Below are 24,836 nucleotides of genomic sequence, written 5' to 3' on the forward strand. Positions count from 1 at the left end.
TCATATAATTATTAGTACATCACTTGTTAGAGAGTGGTGTACTTTTTTGCTTTAAAAGACCTTTTACATGACCTCATGTACTACCACAACAAAAAATAGATTTACTACAGCATTCATTTTTCGTCTAATTAAAATAGAATATTCCGGAAATAAAAAAATTATATGAGGTGTATTTATGAAAATATACACAGTAAAAGAAGTATCATCTCTCTTAGGTAAACATGAAGAGACGATTAAACGGTGGATACGTTCTGGAAAGCTACCTAATTCATATCGCAATAGCGATAAAGAAGGTTGGCGAATCCTAGAAAGTGATTTACCGCATATTACACAGAACATTCTTACAAAAGAAAGATCTCACCAAGAACCCCACACAAACTCATTTATAAATGAAGAAGATATGTTAGTAAAATTAGCATATGAAGCAGTTACACTAACTTCACCTACGAACGAAATTCATTCTATCCTTTCCGTTGTTGGAATTAAACGCACTTTAGAAATACTGCTCATTATGCAGCAATCTGCTACAAAGGTTAAAAATCCTGATGGGTTTATTAGAAAAGCGATTCGTAAAAATTGGACTCCAACTTCTCTTCCTGTTAAATTACCTAAAAAACAAAGCAAACGTTTATCAGAGCTTACGCAACAAGATTACAATACAATGCAAAGTAAAGAAGAAAACACATATCAACCCAAGATTCCACTTTATAACTGGTTAGAAGATTAATTATATATAAAATTGCCGAAAGGTGGTTTGTATAATGAGACAGGGATTTTATTATATGTACCGTCCAAAAGGTGTTGAGAGTCGGTACAAGCTGTTGGTATTTGATAGTAATAATGAGCCATTCTTACCTTTAACAAACTTTTATCAAGATTGTAGTGGAAGAATATCAGAAAGTTCAGCGTTGTCTTATTTACAATGTCTTTTATCGTTCTTTTATTGGTTGGAGAAGCACAGTAGTTATCAAGGGAAATCTGTAATGTGGAATGACCCTTCAGAAGCAATAAGAATTGCTGTTGAAGATTATTTAATGAATGAAATGGCATGTAAGATAAGAGAGAAAGATTCTTTTCAAATTGTGAATCGAACAAAGAAAAGTCTAAATACTGTAAATCGTTTTCTATCCGCCCTAAAATCATTCTATAAATCTCTTATCCGTCTCAAACAATATGATTACTCCAATCCATTAATTGATTATCAAGCCATTTTAAACGAACATAAAAGAAGTAATGATGATGGTGTGAGAAAAGATAAACCTCGTATGCCACAAGAAGCAGGAACAGAAGACCCTATCCCACATCGAAGATTAACAGATTCTTATTTTAAACTCATTAATGAAGAATGGAAGCCTGAAATTATTGATGACCCATACCTTCCTCATCAAGTATACCAAGCAGGAAAAAAGGCGAATTGGTCATTACGGGAAACAGTCATTGCTCGTATGTTATTTGAAACAGGAGCAAGAGCGTCAGAAGTCATAGAATTAACAATTGGGGACTACCGTTCTCGAAACTCTTTTCAAGAAGTGAGAACGTTTAATAAAGGGAGTTATGGTCGTAGAGTGAAGTTTCTTCGTTTTAGTAAAGATACAGTAAAACTCCTTGAGCGTTATATCAATCAAGAACGCAAAAACTTTGATTCTTTCCAACAAAATTTTGATTCTTTATCCGATGAAGCACCCATGTTCCTTACAGAACAAGGAACACCTTTGACTTATGAAGCGTGGTATTATCATTGGAACAAAGCGATTAAAATGATGGATATAAAATTAAATCCCCACAAAACAAGACACTGGTTTGTTACAACAAGAATGCGTGAGATTTATAATATTTCTAAAACAGGCGCAGAAATTTCTCAACGTAAAAATGAACTTATCAAATATATGAAATGGAAACAAGAGGACACCATCAAGGTATATGAGCATTATTTCGATGAAGAAAAACATCGAGAATCACATGATCAAATGTTAGAAAATATGGCAAATCGAGAAAAAGAATACAAAGAACATCAAAAAACTAAACGTTCAAGAAAGCCGAAGCTTACATTGTTGGAAACAGAAAAAGAAATGGAATTAGATGAAAATATACAAGATTTATTGAATGGATTGGAGTGAAAAAATGAAAACAACTGCAAAGGTGGCTCCCACCTCTCCGTTTTATACGGAATTATTAGATAAAGTTGATAAAAAAATTCTTCATTTGCAAGATACAAGTGGTGTCTTTCTCTTAGATAAATTAGGTGCAAGATTAAATGAGTTATTACAACTCAGTAATACAAAACAATGTATACGAAAAATTAAAGTAAACGAACAAAAACGTGTTTCTTTTTATGCTGTTCCTAAAGGACGAGATACACCAGAACCTTTTTATATTAGTAATCAAACTGCGAAACTCATACAAACTGTCGGCATGATGCTTCGAGAACATTACAACAATAATAAGATTCCAAGTGTGAAATATCGTTATCATAGAAATCACCTTTTTCCAGAACCAAAACCATACTTTTTTCAATACAACTATAAAGCATTGAAGGAAAATGCCATTAACTCATGCATTCGTTTCTTACTTCACGGATTACGATTTGAAACACAAGAAGGAAATCCAGTTGTTGTAAAAACACACTTACTACGTCATGCGTTTGCTACAGAAGCTGTGCAGCGCCAAAAAATGCCGATTGATATTGTCGCAAAGCTATTACACCAACGAGATATAAAGGTAACAGGGTATTATTCTGAACCTACATCCAGTCAAATTGCTCAATCTGTTTCTGATTTGCATGATATTATTGCTGATTATGTTGATGTAGATGTGTAGATGAAGCTATCCTTCGTAGTCCAGAGGAACTTCAAAAACAACTTGAGGAATACAAGGAGAAAGTAGGAGTGTTTAACAATGTATTGGGAGGGACTTGTGTCGAAGATGCTGTATGTCCTATAAAAATGCAATGTCTAGGATGTCGAGCGAAAATCCCTCAACCCGAAAAAAAGAATGAATTACAAGAAGTCATTGAACTATCTAAAGATATGGAGAAACGATATGGTTCATTGGGATTAGATATAGAAGTAAAAAAAGCAAGAACTATGAGAAAATATGCAAGAAATGAATTGAAAGAAATCGAACTCATTGAACAATATCAGGAGGAACAAAAGTATGAACCAAACATTCGATTCGACAAGTAAACGAGATTGGCTCAAAGATGTTCACCAAATTCGAAAAAATCGTTCGGTCAAGTTAGGAAAAAGAGCAATTGATATATTGGTACATGAGAACCTCCCTGTTACACTCAAAACTATATCAGAGAAATCTAAAGAAATTGATGTAGAAGGAAAAGGGATTCACCCTAATACAATTACCACTAATCAAGAATTGAATGACTATTATAAACAACATAGTATAACGTACAAGCAAAAATTACATGCCAACAAGTCTATTCAAAAGAGCTACATTGAAGTTAACACTATTGATCATCGACGGATCAGCACAGAACGTAATCTAAAGAATGTAAAAGTGAAGTATATGAAGTTATCTAAAAAAGAACTTGTGCAACGTTTAATCCAGGCAGAACAATACATTGCCGAAAATAACAAAACATGGGTAACTCGACACTTTGAAAAATTTAAGTAAAAAACACTTTATATCAATAGTGATTAGGGTACCCACATTTCGGGAATTTCGTATACTAAGACATTTTTGGGAATTAAAAACCTTGATTTTTCTACGTTAAGCAGAAGAATCAGGGTTTTAATTTCCCAATAACGTAATCTTAAACTAAAGTACTCGTTAGTCCAACAACGATTTAGTCATTAAACATCTTTTCAATATTATTAAGTTCTATCTTTTCTTCTTGTCGATAATCATTATTATTGTTTTTACTCATTATAAAAATATTATAAAGTAAAACAATTTCTGATTATGTTTACTATATTAAACAACTTAATAATCTATTAAAAGAATTGATTTCGGCATATGGTTTTATTTCGGTATCATTCTTGATCATATGAGGATTGAACCATATGCCCTTTATATTTGCATTTTGACAACCACTAATATCCTTTTCTATGTCATCTCCAACGAATAATGTAGCTTCGGGTGGCACATTAAGCTTATTTAATGCTAATTCAAATATGCGTTTATCAGGTTTACTAAATCCCACTTCTTCAGAAATAATTATTATATCAAAACAACTATTTAAATTAGTGTTAATTATTTTAGCTTTTTGTCTCTGAGTTGTACCATTTGTTATAATTGCAACTTTAACTTGCATCTTTATAGTATTTAAGATATTAATAGTATTTTGGTTTATAGAAAAACAATTAGGGAAATTATTATTCCAAAAATCTTGAATGTAATTGCGTGGCAATCTATATTTTGGTGGAAATTCATCGAAAAATGATTCCAAAACTTTTGTTTTATCACTATAGCCATAGCTTCTTTTATCGTACCCTTTGAATTTTTGTAACATTTCATTTTTTTCTGAAAATTCAACATCCTCATAACACTTTTCTAAAATCATTAAAAACATTTTATCTACTGCTTTATCCCTATTAAGTAAGGTATCATCTAAATCAAATAGCATTGCTTTATAACCTTTCAAATAACTTCACAACCTTTCTCGCATTATATAAATAATGCCCTAGTTTGCACCTTCAAACTTTTAGTTTACCAAAAAACGTCATCTTCAACTATCGCGCTCGTTAATTGAAGACAAGAAAAACTGATTTGTCAATTCGCAACCAGTTTTTAAAATCAAATTCATTTCTTTGTTAATCATTGTGCAAAAATTTATCACAACGGAGTTGGAGCATTAATTAGTTGGTCAAAATTTATTTCTAAAAGTTGTCCTGCGTGAACCAAACCACTTCCAAAACCGTACATAAGAACTCGGTCTCCATTTTTGACTTTTCCCTCACGGATTCCAAGGTCAAGAGCTAAAGGAATTGTAGCAGCAGAGGTATTTCCATAATTGACTAAGCTATAAAGTGTCTTTTCCAATGGGTATTCTAATTTTTCGCAAATTGGTTCTATCAATCTTAAGTTAGCACTATGGGGTATAAACCAATCAACTTGATCTAAACTCGTTTGTGTTTTTTCTAAAATCTTTCGTATGCTATCTGGAATATTTCTTACAACCCATCGAAAAACTTCTCTACCATTTTGTACAAGACATTGAGTATCGATTAACTCAATATCATTGACCTTTTTGGATAGTCCAGAACGATATACATGTTGTGCTCCTCTTCCATCACTTCCTAAATGAAATCCAATGAAACCGTTTGATTGTTCATCCCTTTCAACTAATACTGCACCAGCACCATCACCAAATAGAATACATGTGCTTCTATCGGTATAATCCGTAATTTTTGAGATTGTGTCTGCTCCAATAACTAATACCTTTTTGTGGAGTCCAGAAGAAATTAAACCGTTTGCTGTATGTAATGCATAAACAAATCCTGCACACGCTGCACTTAAGTCTATAGCACCTGTTTGGGTTATATGTAATTGATCCTGTATTATGCTGGAAACAGATGGGAATGGGAAATCTGGTGTGCTAGTTGCCACAATAATCAAATCTACATCTTCGACTTTTTTATTATATCTGTGCATTAAATCTTTTACAGCAGATACACATAAATCACTGGTAAATTCATCAGGACGAGTTATTCTACGTTCATGAATTCCTGTCCTTTGAATAATCCAATCATTATTTGTTTCAACCATTTGCTCAAGTTCAAAATTCGTTAATTTCTTTTCAGGTACATAGGTACCAATAGCTGTAATTCTTGCTTTTGATATCATTTGTTTCTCCCCCTTTACTATAATTATATCCAGTATTATAATCTAATATTAGTACCAGGTAATAAGTTTTGTCAATAATTTAAAATGAAAATACTGGTAATTGAATATCCACTTGTGAAAATATAAAAAAGGAGAGGGATTTATGTTCAATACTCAACAAATTAAAGAAATTATTCCACATCGTTATCCGTTTTTATTAGTTGATCGTATTCTTGAAATAGAGGAGGGAAAACGCGCAGTTGGAATTAAAAATGTTACTGCTAATGAAGGGTTCTTTAATAGTCACTTTCCAGAATATCCAGTAATGCCAGGTGTTCTAATTGTAGAAGCGTTGGCACAAGTAAGTGCAGTTATTATGTTAATGAAAGATGAAAATCGAGGGAAAATTGGATTATTTGCTGGCATTGATCGTTGTCGTTTCAAGAAACAAGTTCACCCTGGAGATCAGTTGCGTTTAGAAGTAGAAATGACAAGGGTTCGTGGTTTAATTGCAAAAGCAAATGCTGTTGCCACGGTAGATGGAGAGGTTGTTTGTGAAGCGGAAGTTACGTTTGCTCTTTACAACAATAAGGAATCCTAATGGTTTATTATAATCTTTAAATTAATGGAGCAAAAACATATTTTTTAAGAAACGAGATATCAAACAGCTCAAATAAAATTCATAATATATCGCAGTAAACCCTGTATATTTTGTTGTAGTAAATGTGGTCATTTGTAGTACAAAAAGGATAGGTAAAAGTACATACATGTGCTAATACCTATCCTTCTCTTTTGTTTTAATATAATGTATAACATTTTATGTTTATCTTTGTAAAATAAAAGAACACCTGCTTATAACTCACTTTTAATAAAAGAAATACACGTTCATTTATTATTGCTTAGAATTAAATACTATTTGTCTTTAAAGTAATAACATCTACTTTATTATTTGTTCCTTTGGCATAACCATATTCTTATACAATTGAACCGTAATCCAGTAATAGACAACATAAATAAAAAGAAAGATTCCAATTGGCATCCATACTTTTACAAACGGATCAACTAAGAAGAGACGGAATAAGTTAAGTCCTACTAAAATATGTGAAATACCAATGATAGCTGGAAAGATAAAGAGATATGAAATTTCCTTATAAATACTGCGTGACAACATACTACGGCGTACTCCAATTTTTCGAAGCATTTCATACCGACGTACATCACGAGAAGCTCCTGTTAAAATTTTAAACATAAGAGAGCTTGCCATCATTGCTAAAAAGGCAATTCCAAGGAAGAATCCCATAAACATCGTACCGCTCATGAAACTATTCATAAATTGGTAAGTTGTCATTTTCGTATATAATTCTATTTTTCCACCTGTTGCTTTTTCTACTAACTCTTTTTGTCGTTGATCAATTTCTACTAACAACGGTTTATATTTTTGTAAATCGTCTACTTGTACGAGCGTCACACTATGCTCTGTTCCTTGAACTTTTTGATAATGTTCCTCATCTGCAATTCGAACAGGCTTCCCGTTGAATTGATTATGTGTCACTTGGACTTCTCTTATAATTGCGTCACTCCAATCACTTGGCACATGTGGAATTTTACTTGCTCCCTCAGGTGCTTCCATAGATGTGTATAGAGGTTCCGTTAAAGGTTCTTTTACACGTTTACGCACAGGCTCTTTTACATTTTTTGTATCTTGATGATCAGAAATGAGCGGCGGTTTTGCAGTTAAATCTTCTCGTAAATAATAGACTGCTTCTCCATCCACTTTATACTTATAAGTTCGTTGCTCTACAATATTCATTTCCTTTAATGCGGCTGCATCTTTTTCATTCGGGTCATGAATTGTCGCATCGTAAACTCGAGAAAAATCCGTCATAATACCAACATTTTTTTGAAAGGCCATTCCAGCTGTCATCGCCCCGGCACCAAGTGCAATCAGCATCGCGACAGTTCCAAGCACCCGCGCTAAACTATTGATTCGAAAACGAAGCTGAGCATATGTAAAACTATTCAAACCGGTTTCATTTCGTTTTTTGTTACTTTTTAACCGTGTCACAAACAACGGTAACAATGAACTAAAAATAAAATATGTTCCTATCGTTGTAGCACCCGTTGCTAGTATAAAACCTATTTCACGTAACTTATCTATGTTCAATATAGAATAATATCCTGTTCCTAACAGTAACACTCCCATTACAGTAAAAATAATAACACGGCGTCTACTCTTTTCTATTGCATCTTGTGTTTCATCTTCACGAAGTAACTCAAGTTCCGTTTTCCGTAATAACCGTATACTATTGATAAATCCAGTAATTATAAATAAGATCAAAAAGAATCCACATGTAACAAAAACTGCTGGCATATAAAATGGTGCATAGCCTTTCGCAGAAATTTCTAAACCATTCATTAAAAAATTCCCTGCTGCACTTGCAAGTAATATCCCTACAATAATTCCAATGATAATGCTGACAATCCCCATTCCAAATGTTTCAATAAATAATAACTGAGCTACTTTTTTCTTCTTTGCACCGAGCATCATATACATACCAAGTTCTTTCCTGCGCAATGTGAGTAAAAAAGAATTGGCATATACAATATAAAAGACAGTAATGAAAGAGAGTAAGACGGCACCAACCCAAAAGACAAGTCGAATACTGTTAATCATACTATTATCTTTTGTAAATTGGCTGTTAATCGCCATCGTTTGAAACATATAAAAGATACTTATACTAATAACAAGACCAACAAGTAAAACAAGATAATCCTTTAGCATTTTTTTCATACTATGACGTGACAATTTTAATAACATGCTCTCACCCCCTACTTGGATTCAGCCGCTGAGCCCATATGAGCAAGCACACCTAAAATTTCTTGATAAAAATCCTCACGTGTTCCTTGGCGTTTCAATTCTTTATAAAGTAGCCCATCTTGTATAAACAGAATCCGCTGACAATAACTCGCACTAAATGCATCATGCGTCACCATTAATATACTTACTCCATGATTTTCATGTAAATCTTGCATCGCTTCTAATAAACTTTTTGCATTTTTGCTATCAAGTGCACCTGTTGGTTCATCCGCTAATACAATAGCAGGATTATGTACTAAAGCCCGCGCTGCAGCTGTTCTCTGTTTTTGTCCACCAGAAACAGCTGATGGATACTTTGTTAAAATTTCAACAATATCTAATTTCTGTGCAACCTCATTTACTTCCCTGCTTATCTCACTTGAAGGAACTCCTTGTAATGAAAGTGGTAATGCAATATTTTCATAAATCGAGAGATTTTCAAGCAAATTAAAATCTTGGAAAATGAATCCTAGTTTTTGAGAACGAAAATCAGATAAAGCATTCCCCTTCATGGAAGTAATATCTGTACCTGCTATCGTCACACTTCCTCCTGTCGCATGATCGAGTGTACTAATTACATTAAGTAGTGTTGTTTTCCCCGATCCAGAAGGCCCCATAATTCCAACGAACTCCCCTTCTTGTATCGTAAGCGATACCCCTCTTAATGCTTTTGACTGACTTTCATTTCTTTTACCATATGTTTTCTCCACACTTTCTACAGTCACTACATTTGTTGCCATTCCCATCACTCCATCCCATTTTGTATATCATTACTTTCCCATACATTTCTTAGAATTCCCCTACGGAAATTCTTAATATTTCTTAATTTTTCGAACTTCATTTTTAATATTCTCACTTTTATCTACAATCTTCCTACGATTTATCTTACATTCACCTTACATTTTTGTAAGGTAGAAAAATAACAAAATACAATCCTACCACCTCTCCTTCCCTTAGAGACGAGCACTTCTAAATAGATTAGGCCAAACATAATGTAAAATAAGTAAGAATGGTGAGGATTAATTCAATGAAGCGTTCCGAAAATATAATGAATAAACGTCTGCGACAAATCATGATTGCTGGTTTATTCCTTATGTTACTTATAACTGCAAGGTTTGGATATATGATGTTTCTTTATGAAAACAGCTGTGAATAATTTCTTTACCGAAATAAAAAAGCACACCACTTATAAAAGGTGGTGTACTTCAGCATTTACTTTTTATACTCTATCTTTTCTATTGTAAATTTCCGCTTGTAAGCTTTCTATGAATTTATCTAGTGAAATCACTTCAGATCTTTCTTCTCCATATTTACGCACATTTATTGACCCATTCTCCATTTCTTTATCCCCTATAACAAGAACGTATGGTATCTTTTGAATCTGAGCTTCTCGGATTTTATAACCTAGTTTTTCACTACGAACATCTCGTTCGACGCGAAGACCAACGCTCTGTAATTTTTCTTCAATTTCTTTTGTATATTGTTCATGTACTAGATTAGAAACAGGAATTACCTTTACCTGAACTGGAGCTAACCATGTTGGGAATGCTCCTCCAAAATGTTCTATTAATATTCCTAAGAATCGATCGAAAGAACCTAAAACAGCCCGGTGAATCACAACTGGTCTTCTTTTCTCATTTCTCTCATCAATATAATTCAAATCAAATTTCTCTGGCATTTGGAAATCAAGTTGAACTGTTCCACATTGATGGCTTCTTTGCAAAGCATCTTTAATATGGAAATCAATTTTTGGTCCGTAAAATGCGCCATCTCCTTCATTTACTCTATAATTATAATTTAATGATTTCAGCACATTCTCGAGAGACGATTCAGCTTGATTCCATAGTTCATCATCCCCCATTGAATCTTCAGGTCTTGTCGAAAGCTCAATTTCATATTCAAAACCGAATGTTTTATAAACATGGTCAATTTGTCTTAACACTGACTTTATTTCACTTTCTATTTGTTCAGATGTTACAAATAAATGTGCATCATCCTGACAGAATGTACGTACTCTTAATAGTCCGTTTAGTGCGCCGCTAAACTCATGGCGATGTACTTGACCAAATTCACACATTCTGATTGGTAAATCACGGTATGAACGTAGTTTATTTTTAAATATTAACATATGTCCAGGACAATTCATCGGCTTTAATGCGAAACTTTTATTGTCTACTTCTGAGAAATACATATTATCTTTATAATGATCCCAGTGCCCCGATTCTTCCCACAACCCTTGATTCATCATGAGAGGAGTACGAACTTCTTGATAATCGTATTTTTGTTGTATTTCTCTTAAAAAAGACTCTAATTCATTTCGAACGATTTGTCCTTTTGGTAAATAAAAAGGCATTCCTGGTGCTTCTTCCGAGAACATAAATAATTCAAGTTCATTCCCTAGCTTGCGATGATTCCTCTTTGCTGCTTCTTCTACAAACTGCAAATAGCTTTCTAATTCTTTTTGAGAAGAAAATGCAACACCGTATACACGCTGAAGTACTTGATTATTACTATCTCCGCGCCAATATGCACCAGAAACATGAGTTAATCGAAATGCTTTTAAATAACCAGTTGACGGTAAATGCGAACCGCGGCATAAATCTATAAATTCTCCTTGTTTATAAATTGTCACAACTTCATTCTCTGGAATTGCTTCTAAAAGTTCCAGCTTTAAGTGATCATTTACATCTTGAAACAGTTTTTCCGCTTCATCCCTAGTGATTTCAACTCGTTCTATTTCCAAGTTTTCGTTAATAATATTTTGCATTTCATTTTCAATTTTAGGTAGGTCCTCTACAGCGATGCTACTTGGAAGATCCATATCATAATAAAATCCATTTTCAATAATAGGTCCTACGCCAAGTTTTACATCACCATATATTCTCTTAACAGCTTGAGCTAATATATGTGCAGCAGTATGTCTTGCAACTTCTATTCCTTCCTCTGAATCAAGAGTTATAATTTGAATTTCTGCATCTTCTTCAATATTTCGGTGTAAATCAAGTAATTGGTCATTTACCTTTCCGGCTACTGCTTTCTTTTTTAAACTAGTACTAATTGAATCTGCAATTTCTTCTAGAGTAATCCCTTTTACAAAATCTTTAGTACTACCATCTGGAAAAATAATTTCAATCATCTGTTCTCTCATTTTTATCGCTCCATTTCATAATAAAAAAGCACACTCATCCCTAATAATAGGGACGAGCGTGCTTTTACCCGTGGTTCCACCCAGATTCCCATCATACATCATCGTACAATGGCTTCTTTTGCGGTAACGCCGCTTACACGGCACTAGATACTTTGATTTTCCCCAGTGCAGCTCTAAGGTGGTAAGTTATTTCCCTGCGTTGGGAAGTTCTCAGCATTTCTTCCCTCTCTGTACAACCGTTTAAAATAACTCGTGTCCTCTTCTTCGCTTATTATGAAATTAAAAATAAAAAAGCATACTCATCCCTAATAAAAGGGACGAATATGCTTATATTCGTGGTTCCACCCAGATTCCCATCATACATCATCGTACAATGGCTTCTTTTGCGGTAACGTCGCTTACACGGCACTAGATACTTTGATTTTCCCCAGTGCAGCTCTAAGGTGGTAAGTTATTTCCCTGCGTTGGGAAGTTCTCAGCATTCCTTCCCTCTCTGTACAACCGTTTAAAATAACTCGTGTCCTTTTCTTTGCTTTTATAATAAATCCATTAATTGTTATTTAATATATCTTATTCCTTTTATTTTTGCAAGTGTCAAAAAAAGTTTTTGTTCAATAAAAAAAGGGAAACCAAAAACAATTTTCATGCTTTTTGATTTCCCCTATCTTTTTTACCAATCTTGTGGTTCATAGTTTAAGTCTGCAAATAATCTTTTTTTCTCTTTCTTCGTTAAATCTCTCCACTGTCCAACTGGTAAATTATTTAAATGGATATTCATAATTCGCGTGCGTTTTAATGTGTAAACTTGATAACCTAAAGCTTCACACATACGACGAATTTGGCGATTCAATCCTTGTGTTAAAATAATTTGGAATTCATATTTTGATAACTGTGTTATTTCACAAGGAAGTGTTTTTGTTCCTAAAATTTTAACCCCCGCCGCCATTTGTTTTAAAAATTCAGGCGTAATCGGTTTATCTACTGAAACAATATATTCTTTTTCATGTTTATTTTCAGCACGTAAAATTTCATTAATAATATCGCCATCATTCGTTAACAAAATTAAACCGTCCGAATCTTTATCAAGACGTCCAACGTGATTAATTCGTAAAGGATGATTCACTAAATCGATAATATTACCTTTAACTGCCTTTTCACTTGTACATGTAATACCTACTGGTTTATTTAAAGCGATATACACATGGTCTCTAGCAATTCGAAGCTGCTCTCCATTTACTCGCACGTCATCACCTGGTTGTACTTGGTCACCTATTTTCGCAACCTTACCGTTAATTTTTACTCTTTTTTCATTAATTAACTTATCTGCTCCGCGTCTAGATGCTTTTCCAGATTCACTAATAAATTTATTAATTCGCAAGTTGGCACATCCTTTTCTTTAAAAATTTCAAGCTCACACTGCTTCTACCGTACAATACAAAAGGGTAAGCCTCCTATTATAACTTAAATATATTAACATGAAAGAGTATATGGCGTCTTCTATTAATTTCATGTTTAAAAGAAAAGAATTCGTCTTGTTGAACGACATACCAATAATACATTCACTGTACGTCTTCTACTTTCAAACTAACTATTCATACAACCATAGCTACTAAAAGCATTTACCCTAGATATAACATCATTTATTCACTTTTTTCATACTTAATATACAGACCATTCTTTTAGACACGCAGCTTGCTTTCCATTTATATTTTCAACATCCTCGGTTACATTAGCTAATTCATATAATCCAGGAAAAATCTCTTTCACATAACGCTGATGCGACATTTCATTTCCCCAAAAAGAAAGGACGACATAACGATTGGAGTTTTTAAGAGATCTTCCCACAACGCCGCCTAACATTCCTTCTGATTTTTCCATTCCTTTATTCCAAATTGTCTCTTGTATATGTAAAAAGTTCTCTTCCCTGCCTCTTTTCACATCACAAACTGCTGCTCTGACAAATGGAGTTTTTGCAAGTGCATTCGTAAATGGAGTAGCTTTTATATCAAATAACGTTTGAAATAACTCTATTTCACAAGATACATACGTATCCTTTTGATTGCTATTATAAAAAATTGGATCATGCATTTCATTCATAAATTTTTGATATGTATTCATGTTTTCCCATACAGTAAATACACAGGCCTCCTCTTCGTGCCAGCCTCCAAATTGTCCATGAAATCCCTTTAGATTTTGTAAAACTCTCCATTTCTCTTGCGCCTCTGAAAACAAACCCTTTTTCTCTTTTTCTACCTGACAAAATATCGTTTTTAATAACATGCCGCTCCCCCTTACTATATATTCCATATCCCTTTTGCAATGCTTGTTACTTCTCCACCTACAAAAACATCAATTACATCTTCTATTTCTTCTGCTCGAATATGTAATAATGAAGTTCGTTTTACCTCATATCCTTGTTCAACACGCAAATTTATTTTCTTTTTGTCAAAATACCGATGTTTTATTACATATGCTGCTAAACATCCATTCGAGCTACCAGTTGCTGCATCTTCCGGAATACCATAATACTCTGCAAAATCACGGACATTCAGATCATTTATTTCTTCATACGTTTCAGAGGTAAATACCATAATTCCTTTTGCTTCTCTTTTTTCGATTAGCTTAAAATATTTTTCCCTATTGATCTGAACTTCTTTTACAGCAGCTAACGATTTTAACGGCACAAGAATAACTGGTAAACCTGTTGATACTTCTTGAATTGGATATCGAAGATCTATTTGAGAAATCTCAATATTTAGTACCTCTGCAATCATATCTCTATCCAATTCTCCTCCAAATCTAGGTTCATTTTGATGCATCCATACTACATTTTTTTCATCATGAAAAGTAACTTGTATAGAACCACCTTGAAAACGTAATAGAATATTTTCAAGCGTATCATTTTGAAGAATTTCTTTTCTAAGTACAAAAGCAGTTCCTAATGCAGGGTGCCCAGCAAAAGGTATTTCTTCATTTGGTGTAAAAATACGTACATCATACCCTTCATTCTTCTGCTCTTTTGAAAGAATAAATGTTGTTTCAGCATAGTTTATTTCCTTTGCTATTAACTGCATTTCCTTACTTGAAATTTGATGAGCATCTACAAATACTGCAAGTTGATTACCTGTATACTTCCCCTGTGAAAAGACATCAACAATATAAAAATCCATCTCTCTCATTTTCCCCTTATCTATAACTAAAAAAATGAAACCCTTTTGTTTACATAATAAAATTATGTTTTGTTCCATTCGCTATTATTTATATACTGATCCACTTCTTTTAACATCCAACCTCCAAAATTATCTAAAAACGCTAAAATTTCTATTATGTCATCTATAGGATTCACTGCATATTGCAGTGCTTTCCTCATATTTTGTTCTTGCTCTGGAAAATGCTTACTGAACAACTCATACGCTGGATATAGATCTCTAGAATAAAGCCCCTCTTTATCAATTGTTAATGCTAATCCTGCTCTAACTACTATCTTCATAATCCAGCGACAACAATCGGTTATATCATCACTGCCTTTATTATGAATTAACTCTTCACAAGCTTGTTCGATTTGTAGCTGTAAATGTGTAAGATGTTCCTGAGCTAATTCTTGACCTACTTTATATTTAGGCAGCTGAGATCTTATATCTTCACCGAATATACATACTCCATGTGTTTGAATCATAAAACTTATAAAAGAAAAACGACTGGGATGTAACACGTCTTCAACAGCATAAAAACTTAATTCCACCCCAGATATACAACCAAATTTTTGAAGCAATTGTTGCTCTATATTTTCACTCCATTCCAAATCTATTTCTTCGGGCGCTTTTCGAACTAATATAATCGTATCTATATCTGCAATCCCCTCTATTCCAATCCCTCTTGGAACAGATCCTCTAATGTAAATGCTATGAAGATCATCCTGTAGCAAATGAAAACATATATCCTTTACTTCCTGTATAACTTTCAGAAAGGCTGGTTGAATATTATGGATATGTGAATCATTAATAATGTATCCTTTATCATCTACAGGACAAAAACGACCTATTTTCTTAATCATTGACAATCTATCAACTCGTTTCTATATAAAGTGTTATATACAAATTGATTATAAATCAAAAAAATCAGAATAAAAACAAAAAACCCACCTTATCATGGTACATTTGTAACATATTCACTAAATAACTGGATAAAAGGAGTATGTTGATACTGAAACTAGCATTCTCAGTAACTGACTCAACTCATATTCAGGAGATTGAAGCAGAAGGTTTGAAACTACTAAATGAATTACAAAGCTTCATACCTTTATTGCAAGAAAAGGTTACAATTCTCTCACCACCAAAAGGGATTGTATTTCACGATTTAAAATCTGCAACACAAGTTTATTCAAATATCCCTATGCCAGCTTATACTTCCCGTGATTTGATTCACATTATGCCACTGGTAGATGTATGGAAAAATATCTTTTTTATCTGTAACTGAAGGAAAAGTACTTGAGAAAGCGCAGCGATATTATAAGCAGCTTAATATACTGGATATCGCAACAATTGCTGCACATGAATTTGTACATCACGCTGAAGAATTCCATAGTGATTTTGATGAAATTGATGAAGAATCGATGTGGTTTGAAGAAGGTGTATGTTTTTATTTGCCAAGAAAACTAATAATGCCTCCTGAACAATTTAACGCAATTACGCAGGTAGAAGATGAATTAATTAGCACATATCAAGCTGAATTTAGTAATTACACTTTAAATGAATTTGGAAGGTCTGAAGAGAATGGTTCATATGCAGGGGCCTTTTATGATTATTGGCGAAGTACAAAATTGATTCGTATACTAGTAGAACAATATTTTAATAACGATATTCAAGCATTATTTTCTTGTTATCAAGAATGGGTTGAAATCAAAGAACAAATCTCACTTCATGCATTTTTTGTTCAGAAATTAAGTCTTTCCCCAATACATGCAAAGGAACTCGGATTGTTATCTTAAATAATAAATAGGACACAAACAAAGGAATCATCCTGTTTATGTCCTATTTCACTGATACCTGAATCTATTTTTCAAATAAATAGTACGTATTTTCCCCTGGATAATGTAATACAATCACCTTCCTATCTCCTTTTTGAAATACTACAGTATGTCCATCTTCTCCAAGGTTCTCCCATCCCTTTACTTTTGAAATAGGCATTAGACTTATGTATTGATAATCTGCTTGATTGTCATCTTCAATATGAATAGCTGACATAGGAACTGGAAAATCTTTAATCTTTGATTCTTTCGTCATGAATATTAGCGCGAATAGCCCTCCTAAAACTCCTATCATAATAATATTAGAGTATATTTTCCGTCTTTTTTTCTCCATCGAAAATTCCATCCTTATATATTATTAAAAGTAGTATCATTTAATATTTTACTAATTCTTACTGTATAATCCTATTATTATTTATTTCTCCAACTCCTTCCTTTTTTCGACAAAATACAACAATTTTCAACTATGTAACTTGTTATTATAGATTGGTACATCTTATGTTTTGTATATTAGGAGGAAATACCAAATGAAAAAATCGTTCTATAAAAAATGGTGGTTTTGGCTTTTTAGCATACTGATTATCACAAGCATTGGGATCATTGTTTTCTTGAACTACACGAAAGAAACAAAAATAAAAACTACAAAAGAACCTATCGATAAAAAAATCTATCAACAAGAATTAAAATCCCAAATCGATTTTCTTACTACAGAATACGATAATATTGTCGAGCAAGAATGGCTCCCGGCATGGACTGAGCTAAATTCAAACCCAAATCATATAAATACAGTTGAATCACTAGATAAAATGAACAATATAGCGAATCATTACAAAGAGCTAGCTACCAAAATGGATGCTTTTCAAGCTGAAAACAATATGAATGATCCTAATTTAAAAAAGAAGATGAATAGCTTTAGAAAAGAATTTATTGCTGCTTCAAATTATATGGGAAACGCTGCTTTATCTGTTATACAAAGTTATAACGATGGTACACCGTTAGACGACAGTATACATAACGCAAAGGAATCTTTAGGACTTGCTGATCAACATATTGTAATTGCGTTATCCACTTTAAATGAAATGGAAGAAATATTAAGAATTACAAAGAAATAACCCATTATTTTATTCCTTTCATTTTAAGTAGTAAAATAAAAAATCTTTTCTTTAAAATTATTTTCCAATAAAAAATAATTGCAATTCATTTATAAGGAGCCTATAATGTTGTTTATTGATTATGTATAAACTATTTCATATCAATATAATTAAGCTTTTAATCACATAATTCGGATGAACCATTCAGGAGAAGATCACTTGATCTACCGACGGGGCAAAAAGTTGATGATTCAGCTTTGAAACTCTCAGGTCTTGGTTACAAGTAGAACTGCATGGGGACGAATCTCTGGAGAGACTCCCTCTCGCCTATCATATAGTGCAGAGGAAACAGAGCACCGAAGGAGCAAATCCGCTTATACTAGCGGATAATCTCTCAGGTAAAAGGACAGAGACAAGCGAAAGAAAACGCCGATTTGCATCGGTTTATTTTTCTATTCCTTGTTTCTCCAGAGACCATTTCATTTATGTGAAGTGGTTTTTTATTTTTTCTAAAAGGAGAATAAAGATGGAGACAGTAAGTAAAGTATTAGAACAAATCAATCACTACGTATGGGGATTACCAACCTTATTCCTTCTAGTCTGGACTGGAATCATTCTCACAGTGCGTCTAAAAGGTTTACAGTTTAGTAAACTATTATACGCTCACAAACTAGCATTTCGAAAATCAGAAGACACATCTTCTGCAGGAGATATCAGTCATTTCCAAGCGCTAATGACAGCAATGGCCGCGACCATTGGTATGGGAAATATAGCTGGTGTCGCAACAGCTGTTACAATCGGTGGCCCAGGGGCAATATTTTGGATGTGGATTACTGCCTTGTTTGGTATGGCAACGAAATATGCAGAAGCAATCCTCGCAGTAAAGTATCGTGTAAGTAATGAAAACGGCGAATTTTCTGGGGGGCCAATGTATTACTTAGAACGTGGTTTAGGGAAAAAATGGCTCGCTATTTTATTTGCTATTTTTGGAACAACAGCTTCTTTTGGAATCGGAAATATGGTCCAATCGAATTCCGTTGCAGAGGCCATGAGAATAAACTTTTCGTTTCCCCCTGCTTTAACTGGTATATTAATGGCTTTCTTAATTGCGATTGTTATTTTAGGTGGGGTGAAAAAAATCGGGAAAGTCACTGGATTTTTCGTTCCACTTAAAGCTTTCTTTTATGTAATTTCTGGTCTCATTATTATTTTTTATCAATTTGATCAAGTTCCAGAAGCATTTTCACTTATTTTTTCTGGTGCATTTCAAGGCACTGCAGCTGCTGGTGGTTTTATTGGTGCAACGGTTGCTTCCGCTATTCAAATCGGGATGGCACGCGGAGTGTTTGCCAATGAAGCTGGATTAGGAAGCGCCCCAATTGCTGCAGCTGCTGCAAAAACAGATTCACCAGCTAAACAAGCGCTTGTGTCAATGACAGGAACTTTCCTCGATACATTTATTGTTTGTACAATTACTGGTTTAGTATTAATTACAACAGGTGCCTGGAAATCTGGAAAAACTGGTGTTGAAGCAACAACACTTGCTTTCCAATCAGTATTTGGTAATACTGGTAGCATGATTCTCGGTATTGCAATCATATTATTTGCCTACTCCACTATTTTAGGATGGTCTTATTATGGTGAAAAATGTGTAGCTTATTTATTCGGACAAGGTGCTGTGCAATACTATAAAGCTATCTTCATTGTAATGATTGCAATCGGCGCCAACTTAAAACTCGGAATCGTATGGACATTTGCTGATATCGCAAACGGACTTATGGCCATTCCAAACTTAATTGGTTTAATTGGATTAAGTGGTGTTGTGGTAGCAGAAACAAATCGATTTTTACAAGTAGAGAAATTAAAAAACTCAAATAAAAAAATTGCAAGTTAATCAAATTTATAAGCAAAGGGTATCCCATACAGAAATGAGGTGCCCTTTGCTTGTATCATTCTTATATAATTTCTTTATACATATACTTCCTTCTATTCTTAATGCGTTTAAATACTAAACTTCCATTTTCTCAGTTAGATTTCTTGTTTTTACAAATACTTTTATGTACACGATGAATCTTTTTGTTTTTCATGTAAATATAATACAAAGTCCGTCATAGTAGATGGATAACCTAGCTGCCTCAACATAGCTGTTATATTTCCTCTATGATATATTCCATGATTGATAACATGCTGCACTAATTCGGAAACAGATGTTTCCAATTTTCCAGCGTATGGATTATCAAGTATAACTACTTCATTGATATCTTTTTGTTTATCCAAAAACACTTTATATTGCTGCGTTACATTGTGGAACATATTTTCCAATTCATTCATTGTTTTAGTTTCTACTTGTTCTTGTAGGTGTTCTCCTATTTGTATCGCTTCAGTCATACTTTTGCCACTTAAAACATTTAGCCATACACAATCAACCACATAAATATGAATCAGTGCCTTTGCGATGGAAGGAAATACGCTTTGAACTTCTTGATTATAAACATCCTTTGGAAGCTCCTTGAGTCGTTCAAATATTCTTTTATTTGCCCATATATGGTAATCAAATTGTTTTATTATGCAATGTGTCATACCAGATCCCCTTCTCTTCCCTTAATTTTTTATGTAAACCTACATATTACCGTACAAAATGTAATTCTTGTCTTTGAAATTCGGCTTCCGCATCCGCTTTAACAATACCAATTTCCTCTATTCTCTTTTTTTGTATAGATTTATATCTTACATGTGTCTTACATTCTGATTCAAAGAGAAACGGCGTAATTCGGATCTTTTCTTTATCTATCCACTCAGCGGTTAACGGTTTATTTGTAACAGCGTTAAAAATTTCAGTGCCTTCAAATCCTTCTTTAAATAAATCAATTTCTTCTTTTTTCGTTACACCAGGTTCATTCATACAAGCATATAAAGATAACTCATCACAAAACTTCAAAAGTTTATAATGCTTATCAAACATGGCGTGCCGCTCTTTTGTTAACGTTTTCAAAAATTTCTTTTGGCGATCTAATTCCTGCTTATAGAAATTCACCATTTCCTTATCTTCTTGATTAAGAGGAAATGATATAAAATGTTTACTACACAATATAGCACCATAAGGGTTTTCATTTTCAATCTCATTAAGTCCTAACGTATAAAAAACAAACCTTAATGAACTTGGACAATCCATAAACGTATATGGTATACCTTTTACGTCATTCCAAATTGGCGTTTTATCTAAGCCAATCCATCCTCTATCATGTTCATAAATCGCATCAATACACCCTTTTAAATATGTTTTGTCTTCAAATACATCTTTTCTAAAGTTTTTTGCAAATTCTCCCGCCAAAAAACCATGGTCATGCTGTCGAATTAAGATGATTTCGTCTGGATTTGTACGAATAATCATAATTTATCTTTAGTAAGGGGGTGTCTCATATGGACAAAACCCTTACTAAATCTATCCCCCTTTCGTATTATACGTTTTTAATCGTCTAATACGTTATTTGTTGATTTAGAAGAATGTTTGATTAAAAGGCCCAGTACCAGCGTTGCTGTAACCAGGAGCCAAATAACAAATAATGATATATTATTTCTACTCTGTTCCAGTCATATGTCTTACTATTTATCTTTTTGTTGTATCTTACGATACAGTGTCATACGAGATATACCAGCTTTTTCTGCTGCATCTGTACGATTCATTCCTTGATCTATAAGATATAAGGCATAGTTCACTTTTTCCTCATCAGTTTTTGGTCTTCTAGGATGTTTCCCGCGCTTTTTTGCATCTATGATTACTTCTTTTGTTCGTTCAGAGGTTAAATCCCTTTCAAATTGAGAAATTCCTGCAAAAATAGTAAAGAGCTTTTTTCCATGTGCCGTAGTTGTAATAAGTTTTAAACCAAATGTTTCTTGTAATATATCAAGCACACCACGTGAAATAAATTCAGAGGCCTTTGGACCGATACCCTGTTAACATAATATTTGTACTGTTCTCTTATATTAATGCCTGCGCATGAGCATTTCCTTGAATTATATGCCAAAATTCTTTTAAGGAATACAAACATGTTAATCCTTTCCGAGCATGAATTCGAACAGGTACCCCTTGCAATGTATCATGAAAATAAAACGGATCATCAATTGCTTCAATTGGAAAACCAAGTGTAAATAAATACAGCGACATAAAACCACTTTGGTCTTAAATCACCTTCTTGTATAATTATTTGCATGAAACTTTCTCCTAAAAGAAGATTTATTTTTTGAATATTCTGTTGACTATTATAACATATCCACTTTACAATTTAATTGTGATGATTTTATCACAATTAAACTACTTAGAATGAATCCACTTTACATATTTAAAAACAATTAAAAATAGAGGTGTTAAAATGAAGAACCGAGTAAATGCAGATTTATTACCAGGTTTAGAAATGTTTCCTGATCTCGATTTACGCCCAGAGAACTTGCAAACAATCAGAGAAGGAATATCGCAAATGAGACCACCTACGGTTGTTGATGAATCCCTTTCATTAACAGATGAAGTCATTGTTGGACCTGACGCTAATCCATTACCATTAAGAATTTATCGTCCAAAATTAAATAATGGATCCTTACCTGTCCTGTTATGGATACATGGTGGTGGTTATATCTTAGGGTCTATAGATGATAATGATGATACTTGTATGAGGTTTGCAAAAGAAGCTGGCTGTGTGGTCGTGTCTGTAGACTACCGTTTAGCTCCAGAGCATCCTTATCCAGCACCAATTGAGGATTGTTATGCAGCATTAAAATGGATTGCTGATAACGCAGAGGCATTAAACATTGATTCGAATCGAATTGGTGTTGCAGGAGCGAGCGCTGGCGGTGGACTAACAGCAGCATTGACATTATTAGCTCGCGATCGAAAATATCCTTCTATTTGTTTTCAAATGCCACTCTATCCAATGATTGATGACCGAAATAATACACCTTCTACGAATGAAATTAAAGAAGGATTTGTTTGGAATCAAAAGACAAATGAAGCTGGATGGAAAATGTATTTAGGAGAAATATATGGAACGGATAATATTCCTGCCTATGCAGCCCCTGCTCGAGCAGAGGATTATAGTAATTTGCCATACACCTACACATTTGTTGGTCAATTAGATCCATTCCGCAGCGAAACATTGACCTATGTAACCAAACTTGCGCAAGCTGGTGTTGATGTCGAATTTCATTTATATCCTAGGGCCTATCACTGGTTCGAAGGATTAAATCCAAATGCCGACGTATCTATTTACGCTGTGAATGAAATGATACAAGCAGTAAAGACTGGTTTCGAAAGAGTAGCTAAGGTAGAGGCTTAATCTCTTTACATATTCTATTATCTTAACAACAAACACACTCTCTTATTAAAAAGAGAGTGTGTTTGTTGTTGTACATTTCTTTAGTGTTTTCATTCCGTTTTATGTAAGAATATTAAAGTTGCGGAATTGAAATAAGATGTTTAGACGATATGTTTATTTCCTCTGCAAGTGCTTTGATTTTCATCATAATTTGAAGCATTTCTTCTGTTGTCGTCCTTGGGTTGATGGAACAAAGTCGAATTACCACTTTTCCTTTCAATTTGGTCGTACTTAGCATAGCGAATCCTCTATGATTAATTTCTTCCACCAGTTTTTTGTTTAGTTCATTAATTTTATCTATAGATGCTAGTCCACAAGGGGTATAGCGAAAAGTAACAATTCCTAATTGGGCAGATGTTACCACTTCCCAATCTTTTTCTTTCCTTAAAAACTCTTCAACTTGTTCAGCCAACATAATGCCATGATCAATTGCCTTTCGAAAAGCTGCGACTCCAAACACTTTAAAAGAAAGCCATACCTTTAACGCCCTAAATCTACGAGATAGTTCAATTCCACGTTCTCCAAAATTAACTTTTTCTTCTATATTAGTTTCCGTATCCTTAATATACTCCGGAATCATACGGAATGTTTCACTTAAGTATTGGCTGTTTCTAATGAGTACACAGCCCACATCATAAGGCTGAAAAAGCCATTTGTGAGGGTCCAGTGTTAAGGAATCGACTCGATGAATTCCTTGAAGTAAAACACTTCCTTTTTCACTGATAATTGCTGGAGCGCCATAGGCCCCATCCGCATGTAGCCATACATCTTCTTCATTACACAGATCAGCCAATTCATTGAGGGAGTCAACCGCTCCACAATTAGTTGTCCCTGCATTAGCAACAACACAGAATGGTTTTTTCCCTTTTAGTCGATCTTCTTTTATTTGCTTTTTTAAAGTACTAACTGAAATTCGTAAATATTCATCTGTTTCAATTCGGCAAATTTGATGATGTTTGAACCCTAATACTTTAAGTGCCCGATCCACAGAAAAATGAGTTTGGTCGGAAAAATACACAACCGCATTTTCTATATCGTTATTAAGCGTGACCTGTCTCGCTACAGTAAGCGCAGTCAAATTAGCCATGGAACCCCCACTTACAAATAGCCCTTCAGCCGAATCAGGAAATCCTAACATTGATTTTAACCAGTTGATTGTCGTTAATTCGATTTGCTCAGCACCTGCGCCTACAATCCAAGCTGTGGGAAATACATTAAACCCACTTGTTAAAAAATCTGCTACTACTCCTACATAATTATTAGGACCCGGCACAAAAGCCATAAAATGCGGATGATCCACATGGGTAATCTGATTAAACACATTGCTATTAAGAAAATGAAGGAGCTCTTTCGGATTGGATCCGTTTTCTGGAATTGATTCAGTTAGCTTGTCTCTAAAAATATCACCATCAATCGTTTCAGATACTGGTTTACTTTTTAAATGATTCATATGGTCAACAATTAAATCAACCGCTTGATATCCTAACTGACGCATCTCTTCGGCTGATAATTGCAGGTTTTTGGTCATTTGGTTCACTCCTATTCCATTTAAAAAGGCGAGTTCTTGCTC

General features: G+C 33.8%; 24 protein-coding genes, 3 pseudogenes, 1 riboswitch and 2 other annotated features. Of the genes and pseudogenes, 11 read left to right on the forward strand and 16 right to left on the reverse strand.

From position 1 onward, the window contains the following. The first annotated feature begins 175 nt into the window (after positions 1–175). The 4 genes and pseudogenes from KFD70_RS00105 to KFD70_RS00120 all read left to right on the forward strand — a co-directional run bounded on the left by KFD70_RS00105 (position 176) and on the right by KFD70_RS00120 (position 3,627). Entirely contained in the window at positions 176–727 is a 552-nt protein-coding gene (locus tag KFD70_RS00105) for a helix-turn-helix domain-containing protein (protein WP_336452470.1), read from the forward strand. 34 nt (positions 728–761) lie between these two features. Further along, positions 762–2,117 (forward strand): tyrosine-type recombinase/integrase, encoded by a 1,356-nt coding sequence (locus KFD70_RS00110; RefSeq protein WP_336452471.1) that lies wholly within the window; start codon positions 762–764, stop codon positions 2,115–2,117. A 121-nt stretch (positions 2,118–2,238) separates the two neighbouring features. Beyond that, positions 2,239–3,182 (forward strand): annotated as a pseudogene (locus tag KFD70_RS00115) (site-specific integrase); the annotation flags it as partial. Then, positions 3,154–3,627: a hypothetical protein gene (locus tag KFD70_RS00120; protein ID WP_336452472.1), complete on the forward strand. Its 474-nt coding sequence runs from the start codon at positions 3,154–3,156 to the stop codon at positions 3,625–3,627. The pseudogene KFD70_RS00115 and the gene KFD70_RS00120, both read left to right, overlap by 29 nt. Before the next feature lie 295 nt (positions 3,628–3,922). Here the strand turns inward: KFD70_RS00120 and KFD70_RS00125 are convergent, their stop codons facing one another. After that, entirely contained in the window at positions 3,923–4,579 is a 657-nt protein-coding gene (locus KFD70_RS00125; RefSeq protein WP_336452644.1) for an HAD family hydrolase, read from the reverse strand. A 209-nt stretch (positions 4,580–4,788) separates the two neighbouring features. Continuing rightward, positions 4,789–5,799 carry a ketoacyl-ACP synthase III gene (locus KFD70_RS00130; RefSeq protein WP_336452473.1) on the reverse strand — a complete coding sequence of 337 codons (1,011 nt, stop codon included), beginning with the start codon at positions 5,797–5,799 and terminating at the stop codon, positions 4,789–4,791. Between the two features lie 142 nt (positions 5,800–5,941). Between KFD70_RS00130 and fabZ the strand changes: the two genes are divergently transcribed. After that, complete coding sequence (fabZ, locus tag KFD70_RS00135) at positions 5,942–6,379, forward strand: 3-hydroxyacyl-ACP dehydratase FabZ (protein ID WP_336452474.1); 438 nt, start codon at positions 5,942–5,944, stop codon at positions 6,377–6,379. A 336-nt stretch (positions 6,380–6,715) separates the two neighbouring features. On the opposite strand, the gene KFD70_RS00140 is transcribed toward fabZ, so the two are convergent. Beyond that, positions 6,716–8,596, reverse strand: a complete 1,881-nt coding sequence (locus tag KFD70_RS00140) for an FtsX-like permease family protein (RefSeq protein WP_336452475.1) — start codon at positions 8,594–8,596, stop codon at positions 6,716–6,718. Between the two features lie 11 nt (positions 8,597–8,607). After that, positions 8,608–9,375 carry an ABC transporter ATP-binding protein gene (locus tag KFD70_RS00145; RefSeq protein WP_336452476.1) on the reverse strand — a complete coding sequence of 256 codons (768 nt, stop codon included), beginning with the start codon at positions 9,373–9,375 and terminating at the stop codon, positions 8,608–8,610. 287 nt (positions 9,376–9,662) lie between these two features. On the opposite strand from KFD70_RS00145, the gene KFD70_RS00150 reads away from it, so the two are divergent. Beyond that, positions 9,663–9,791 carry a hypothetical protein gene (locus KFD70_RS00150; RefSeq protein WP_336452477.1) on the forward strand — a complete coding sequence of 43 codons (129 nt, stop codon included), beginning with the start codon at positions 9,663–9,665 and terminating at the stop codon, positions 9,789–9,791. 63 nt (positions 9,792–9,854) lie between these two features. On the opposite strand, the gene thrS is transcribed toward KFD70_RS00150, so the two are convergent. From thrS to KFD70_RS00175, 5 genes are all read right to left on the reverse strand, one after another. Then, positions 9,855–11,783 (reverse strand): threonine--tRNA ligase, encoded by a 1,929-nt coding sequence (thrS, locus tag KFD70_RS00155; RefSeq protein WP_336452478.1) that lies wholly within the window; start codon positions 11,781–11,783, stop codon positions 9,855–9,857. Between the two features lie 45 nt (positions 11,784–11,828). After that, positions 11,829–12,057 (reverse strand) — a binding site (T-box leader). Positions 12,058–12,093: 36 nt separating this feature from the next. Beyond that, positions 12,094–12,322: a binding site (T-box leader), on the reverse strand. Positions 12,323–12,453: 131 nt separating this feature from the next. Continuing rightward, positions 12,454–13,161, reverse strand: coding sequence for a 23S rRNA pseudouridine(2604) synthase RluF (gene rluF, locus KFD70_RS00160; RefSeq protein WP_336452479.1), 708 nt, complete (start codon positions 13,159–13,161; stop codon positions 12,454–12,456). Between the two features lie 281 nt (positions 13,162–13,442). Beyond that, positions 13,443–14,063 (reverse strand): DUF4937 domain-containing protein, encoded by a 621-nt coding sequence (locus KFD70_RS00165; RefSeq protein WP_336452480.1) that lies wholly within the window; start codon positions 14,061–14,063, stop codon positions 13,443–13,445. 14 nt (positions 14,064–14,077) lie between these two features. After that, the gene (locus tag KFD70_RS00170) at positions 14,078–14,962 is read right to left on the reverse strand and encodes a PhzF family phenazine biosynthesis protein (RefSeq protein ID WP_336452481.1); all 885 of its coding nucleotides are present in this window, start codon (positions 14,960–14,962) and stop codon (positions 14,078–14,080) included. 53 nt (positions 14,963–15,015) lie between these two features. After that, positions 15,016–15,837, reverse strand: coding sequence for a nucleotidyltransferase family protein (locus KFD70_RS00175; protein ID WP_420792357.1), 822 nt, complete (start codon positions 15,835–15,837; stop codon positions 15,016–15,018). A gap of 140 nt (positions 15,838–15,977) precedes the next feature. On the opposite strand from KFD70_RS00175, the gene KFD70_RS00180 reads away from it, so the two are divergent. Together KFD70_RS00180 and KFD70_RS00185 are read left to right on the forward strand one after the other, a co-directional pair. After that, on the forward strand, positions 15,978–16,259 hold the full coding sequence (locus KFD70_RS00180) for a hypothetical protein (protein WP_336452483.1): 282 nt from the start codon (positions 15,978–15,980) through the stop codon (positions 16,257–16,259). Next, positions 16,225–16,770, forward strand: coding sequence for a hypothetical protein (locus KFD70_RS00185; protein ID WP_336452484.1), 546 nt, complete (start codon positions 16,225–16,227; stop codon positions 16,768–16,770). Before KFD70_RS00180 ends, KFD70_RS00185 begins: the two co-directional genes overlap by 35 nt. A 64-nt stretch (positions 16,771–16,834) precedes the next feature. Here the strand turns inward: KFD70_RS00185 and KFD70_RS00190 are convergent, their stop codons facing one another. Then, on the reverse strand, positions 16,835–17,143 hold the full coding sequence (locus KFD70_RS00190; protein ID WP_336452485.1) for a hypothetical protein: 309 nt from the start codon (positions 17,141–17,143) through the stop codon (positions 16,835–16,837). 193 nt (positions 17,144–17,336) lie between these two features. On the opposite strand from KFD70_RS00190, the gene KFD70_RS00195 reads away from it, so the two are divergent. Both KFD70_RS00195 and KFD70_RS00200 read left to right on the forward strand, forming a co-directional pair. Beyond that, positions 17,337–17,921 carry a hypothetical protein gene (locus tag KFD70_RS00195; RefSeq protein ID WP_336452486.1) on the forward strand — a complete coding sequence of 195 codons (585 nt, stop codon included), beginning with the start codon at positions 17,337–17,339 and terminating at the stop codon, positions 17,919–17,921. A 276-nt stretch (positions 17,922–18,197) separates the two neighbouring features. Then, a riboswitch (glycine riboswitch) is annotated at positions 18,198–18,320 on the forward strand. A gap of 106 nt (positions 18,321–18,426) precedes the next feature. Then, positions 18,427–19,794 (forward strand): alanine/glycine:cation symporter family protein, encoded by a 1,368-nt coding sequence (locus KFD70_RS00200; RefSeq protein WP_336452487.1) that lies wholly within the window; start codon positions 18,427–18,429, stop codon positions 19,792–19,794. 161 nt (positions 19,795–19,955) lie between these two features. Here KFD70_RS00200 and KFD70_RS00205 read toward each other — a convergent pair whose 3' ends face one another. The 5 genes and pseudogenes from KFD70_RS00205 to KFD70_RS00225 form a co-directional block, all read right to left on the reverse strand. Beyond that, positions 19,956–20,480, reverse strand: a complete 525-nt coding sequence (locus KFD70_RS00205; protein WP_336452488.1) for a DinB family protein — start codon at positions 20,478–20,480, stop codon at positions 19,956–19,958. A 46-nt stretch (positions 20,481–20,526) separates the two neighbouring features. After that, the gene (locus KFD70_RS00210) at positions 20,527–21,291 is read right to left on the reverse strand and encodes a DUF3891 family protein (RefSeq protein ID WP_336452489.1); all 765 of its coding nucleotides are present in this window, start codon (positions 21,289–21,291) and stop codon (positions 20,527–20,529) included. Positions 21,292–21,503: 212 nt separating this feature from the next. Next, entirely contained in the window at positions 21,504–21,677 is a 174-nt protein-coding gene (locus KFD70_RS00215; RefSeq protein ID WP_431612851.1) for a helix-turn-helix domain-containing protein, read from the reverse strand. Beyond that, a pseudogene (locus KFD70_RS00220) lies at positions 21,660–21,848 on the reverse strand (recombinase family protein); the annotation flags it as partial. The pseudogene KFD70_RS00220 and the gene KFD70_RS00215, both read right to left, overlap by 18 nt. Positions 21,849–21,879: 31 nt before the next feature. Then, a pseudogene (locus tag KFD70_RS00225) lies at positions 21,880–22,065 on the reverse strand (hypothetical protein); the annotation flags it as partial. A gap of 205 nt (positions 22,066–22,270) precedes the next feature. On the opposite strand from KFD70_RS00225, the gene KFD70_RS00230 reads away from it, so the two are divergent. Further along, a complete protein-coding gene (locus KFD70_RS00230) occupies positions 22,271–23,227 on the forward strand; it encodes an alpha/beta hydrolase (protein WP_336452490.1) in 957 nt (318 codons plus the stop codon). 112 nt (positions 23,228–23,339) lie between these two features. On the opposite strand, the gene KFD70_RS00235 is transcribed toward KFD70_RS00230, so the two are convergent. After that, entirely contained in the window at positions 23,340–24,794 is a 1,455-nt protein-coding gene (locus KFD70_RS00235) for a pyridoxal phosphate-dependent decarboxylase family protein (RefSeq protein ID WP_336452491.1), read from the reverse strand. Positions 24,795–24,836: the final 42 nt, after the last annotated feature.

The organism is Bacillus pfraonensis (assembly GCF_050768835.1).
GTDB classification, from domain to species: Bacteria; Bacillota; Bacilli; order Bacillales; family Bacillaceae_G; genus Bacillus_A; species Bacillus_A pfraonensis.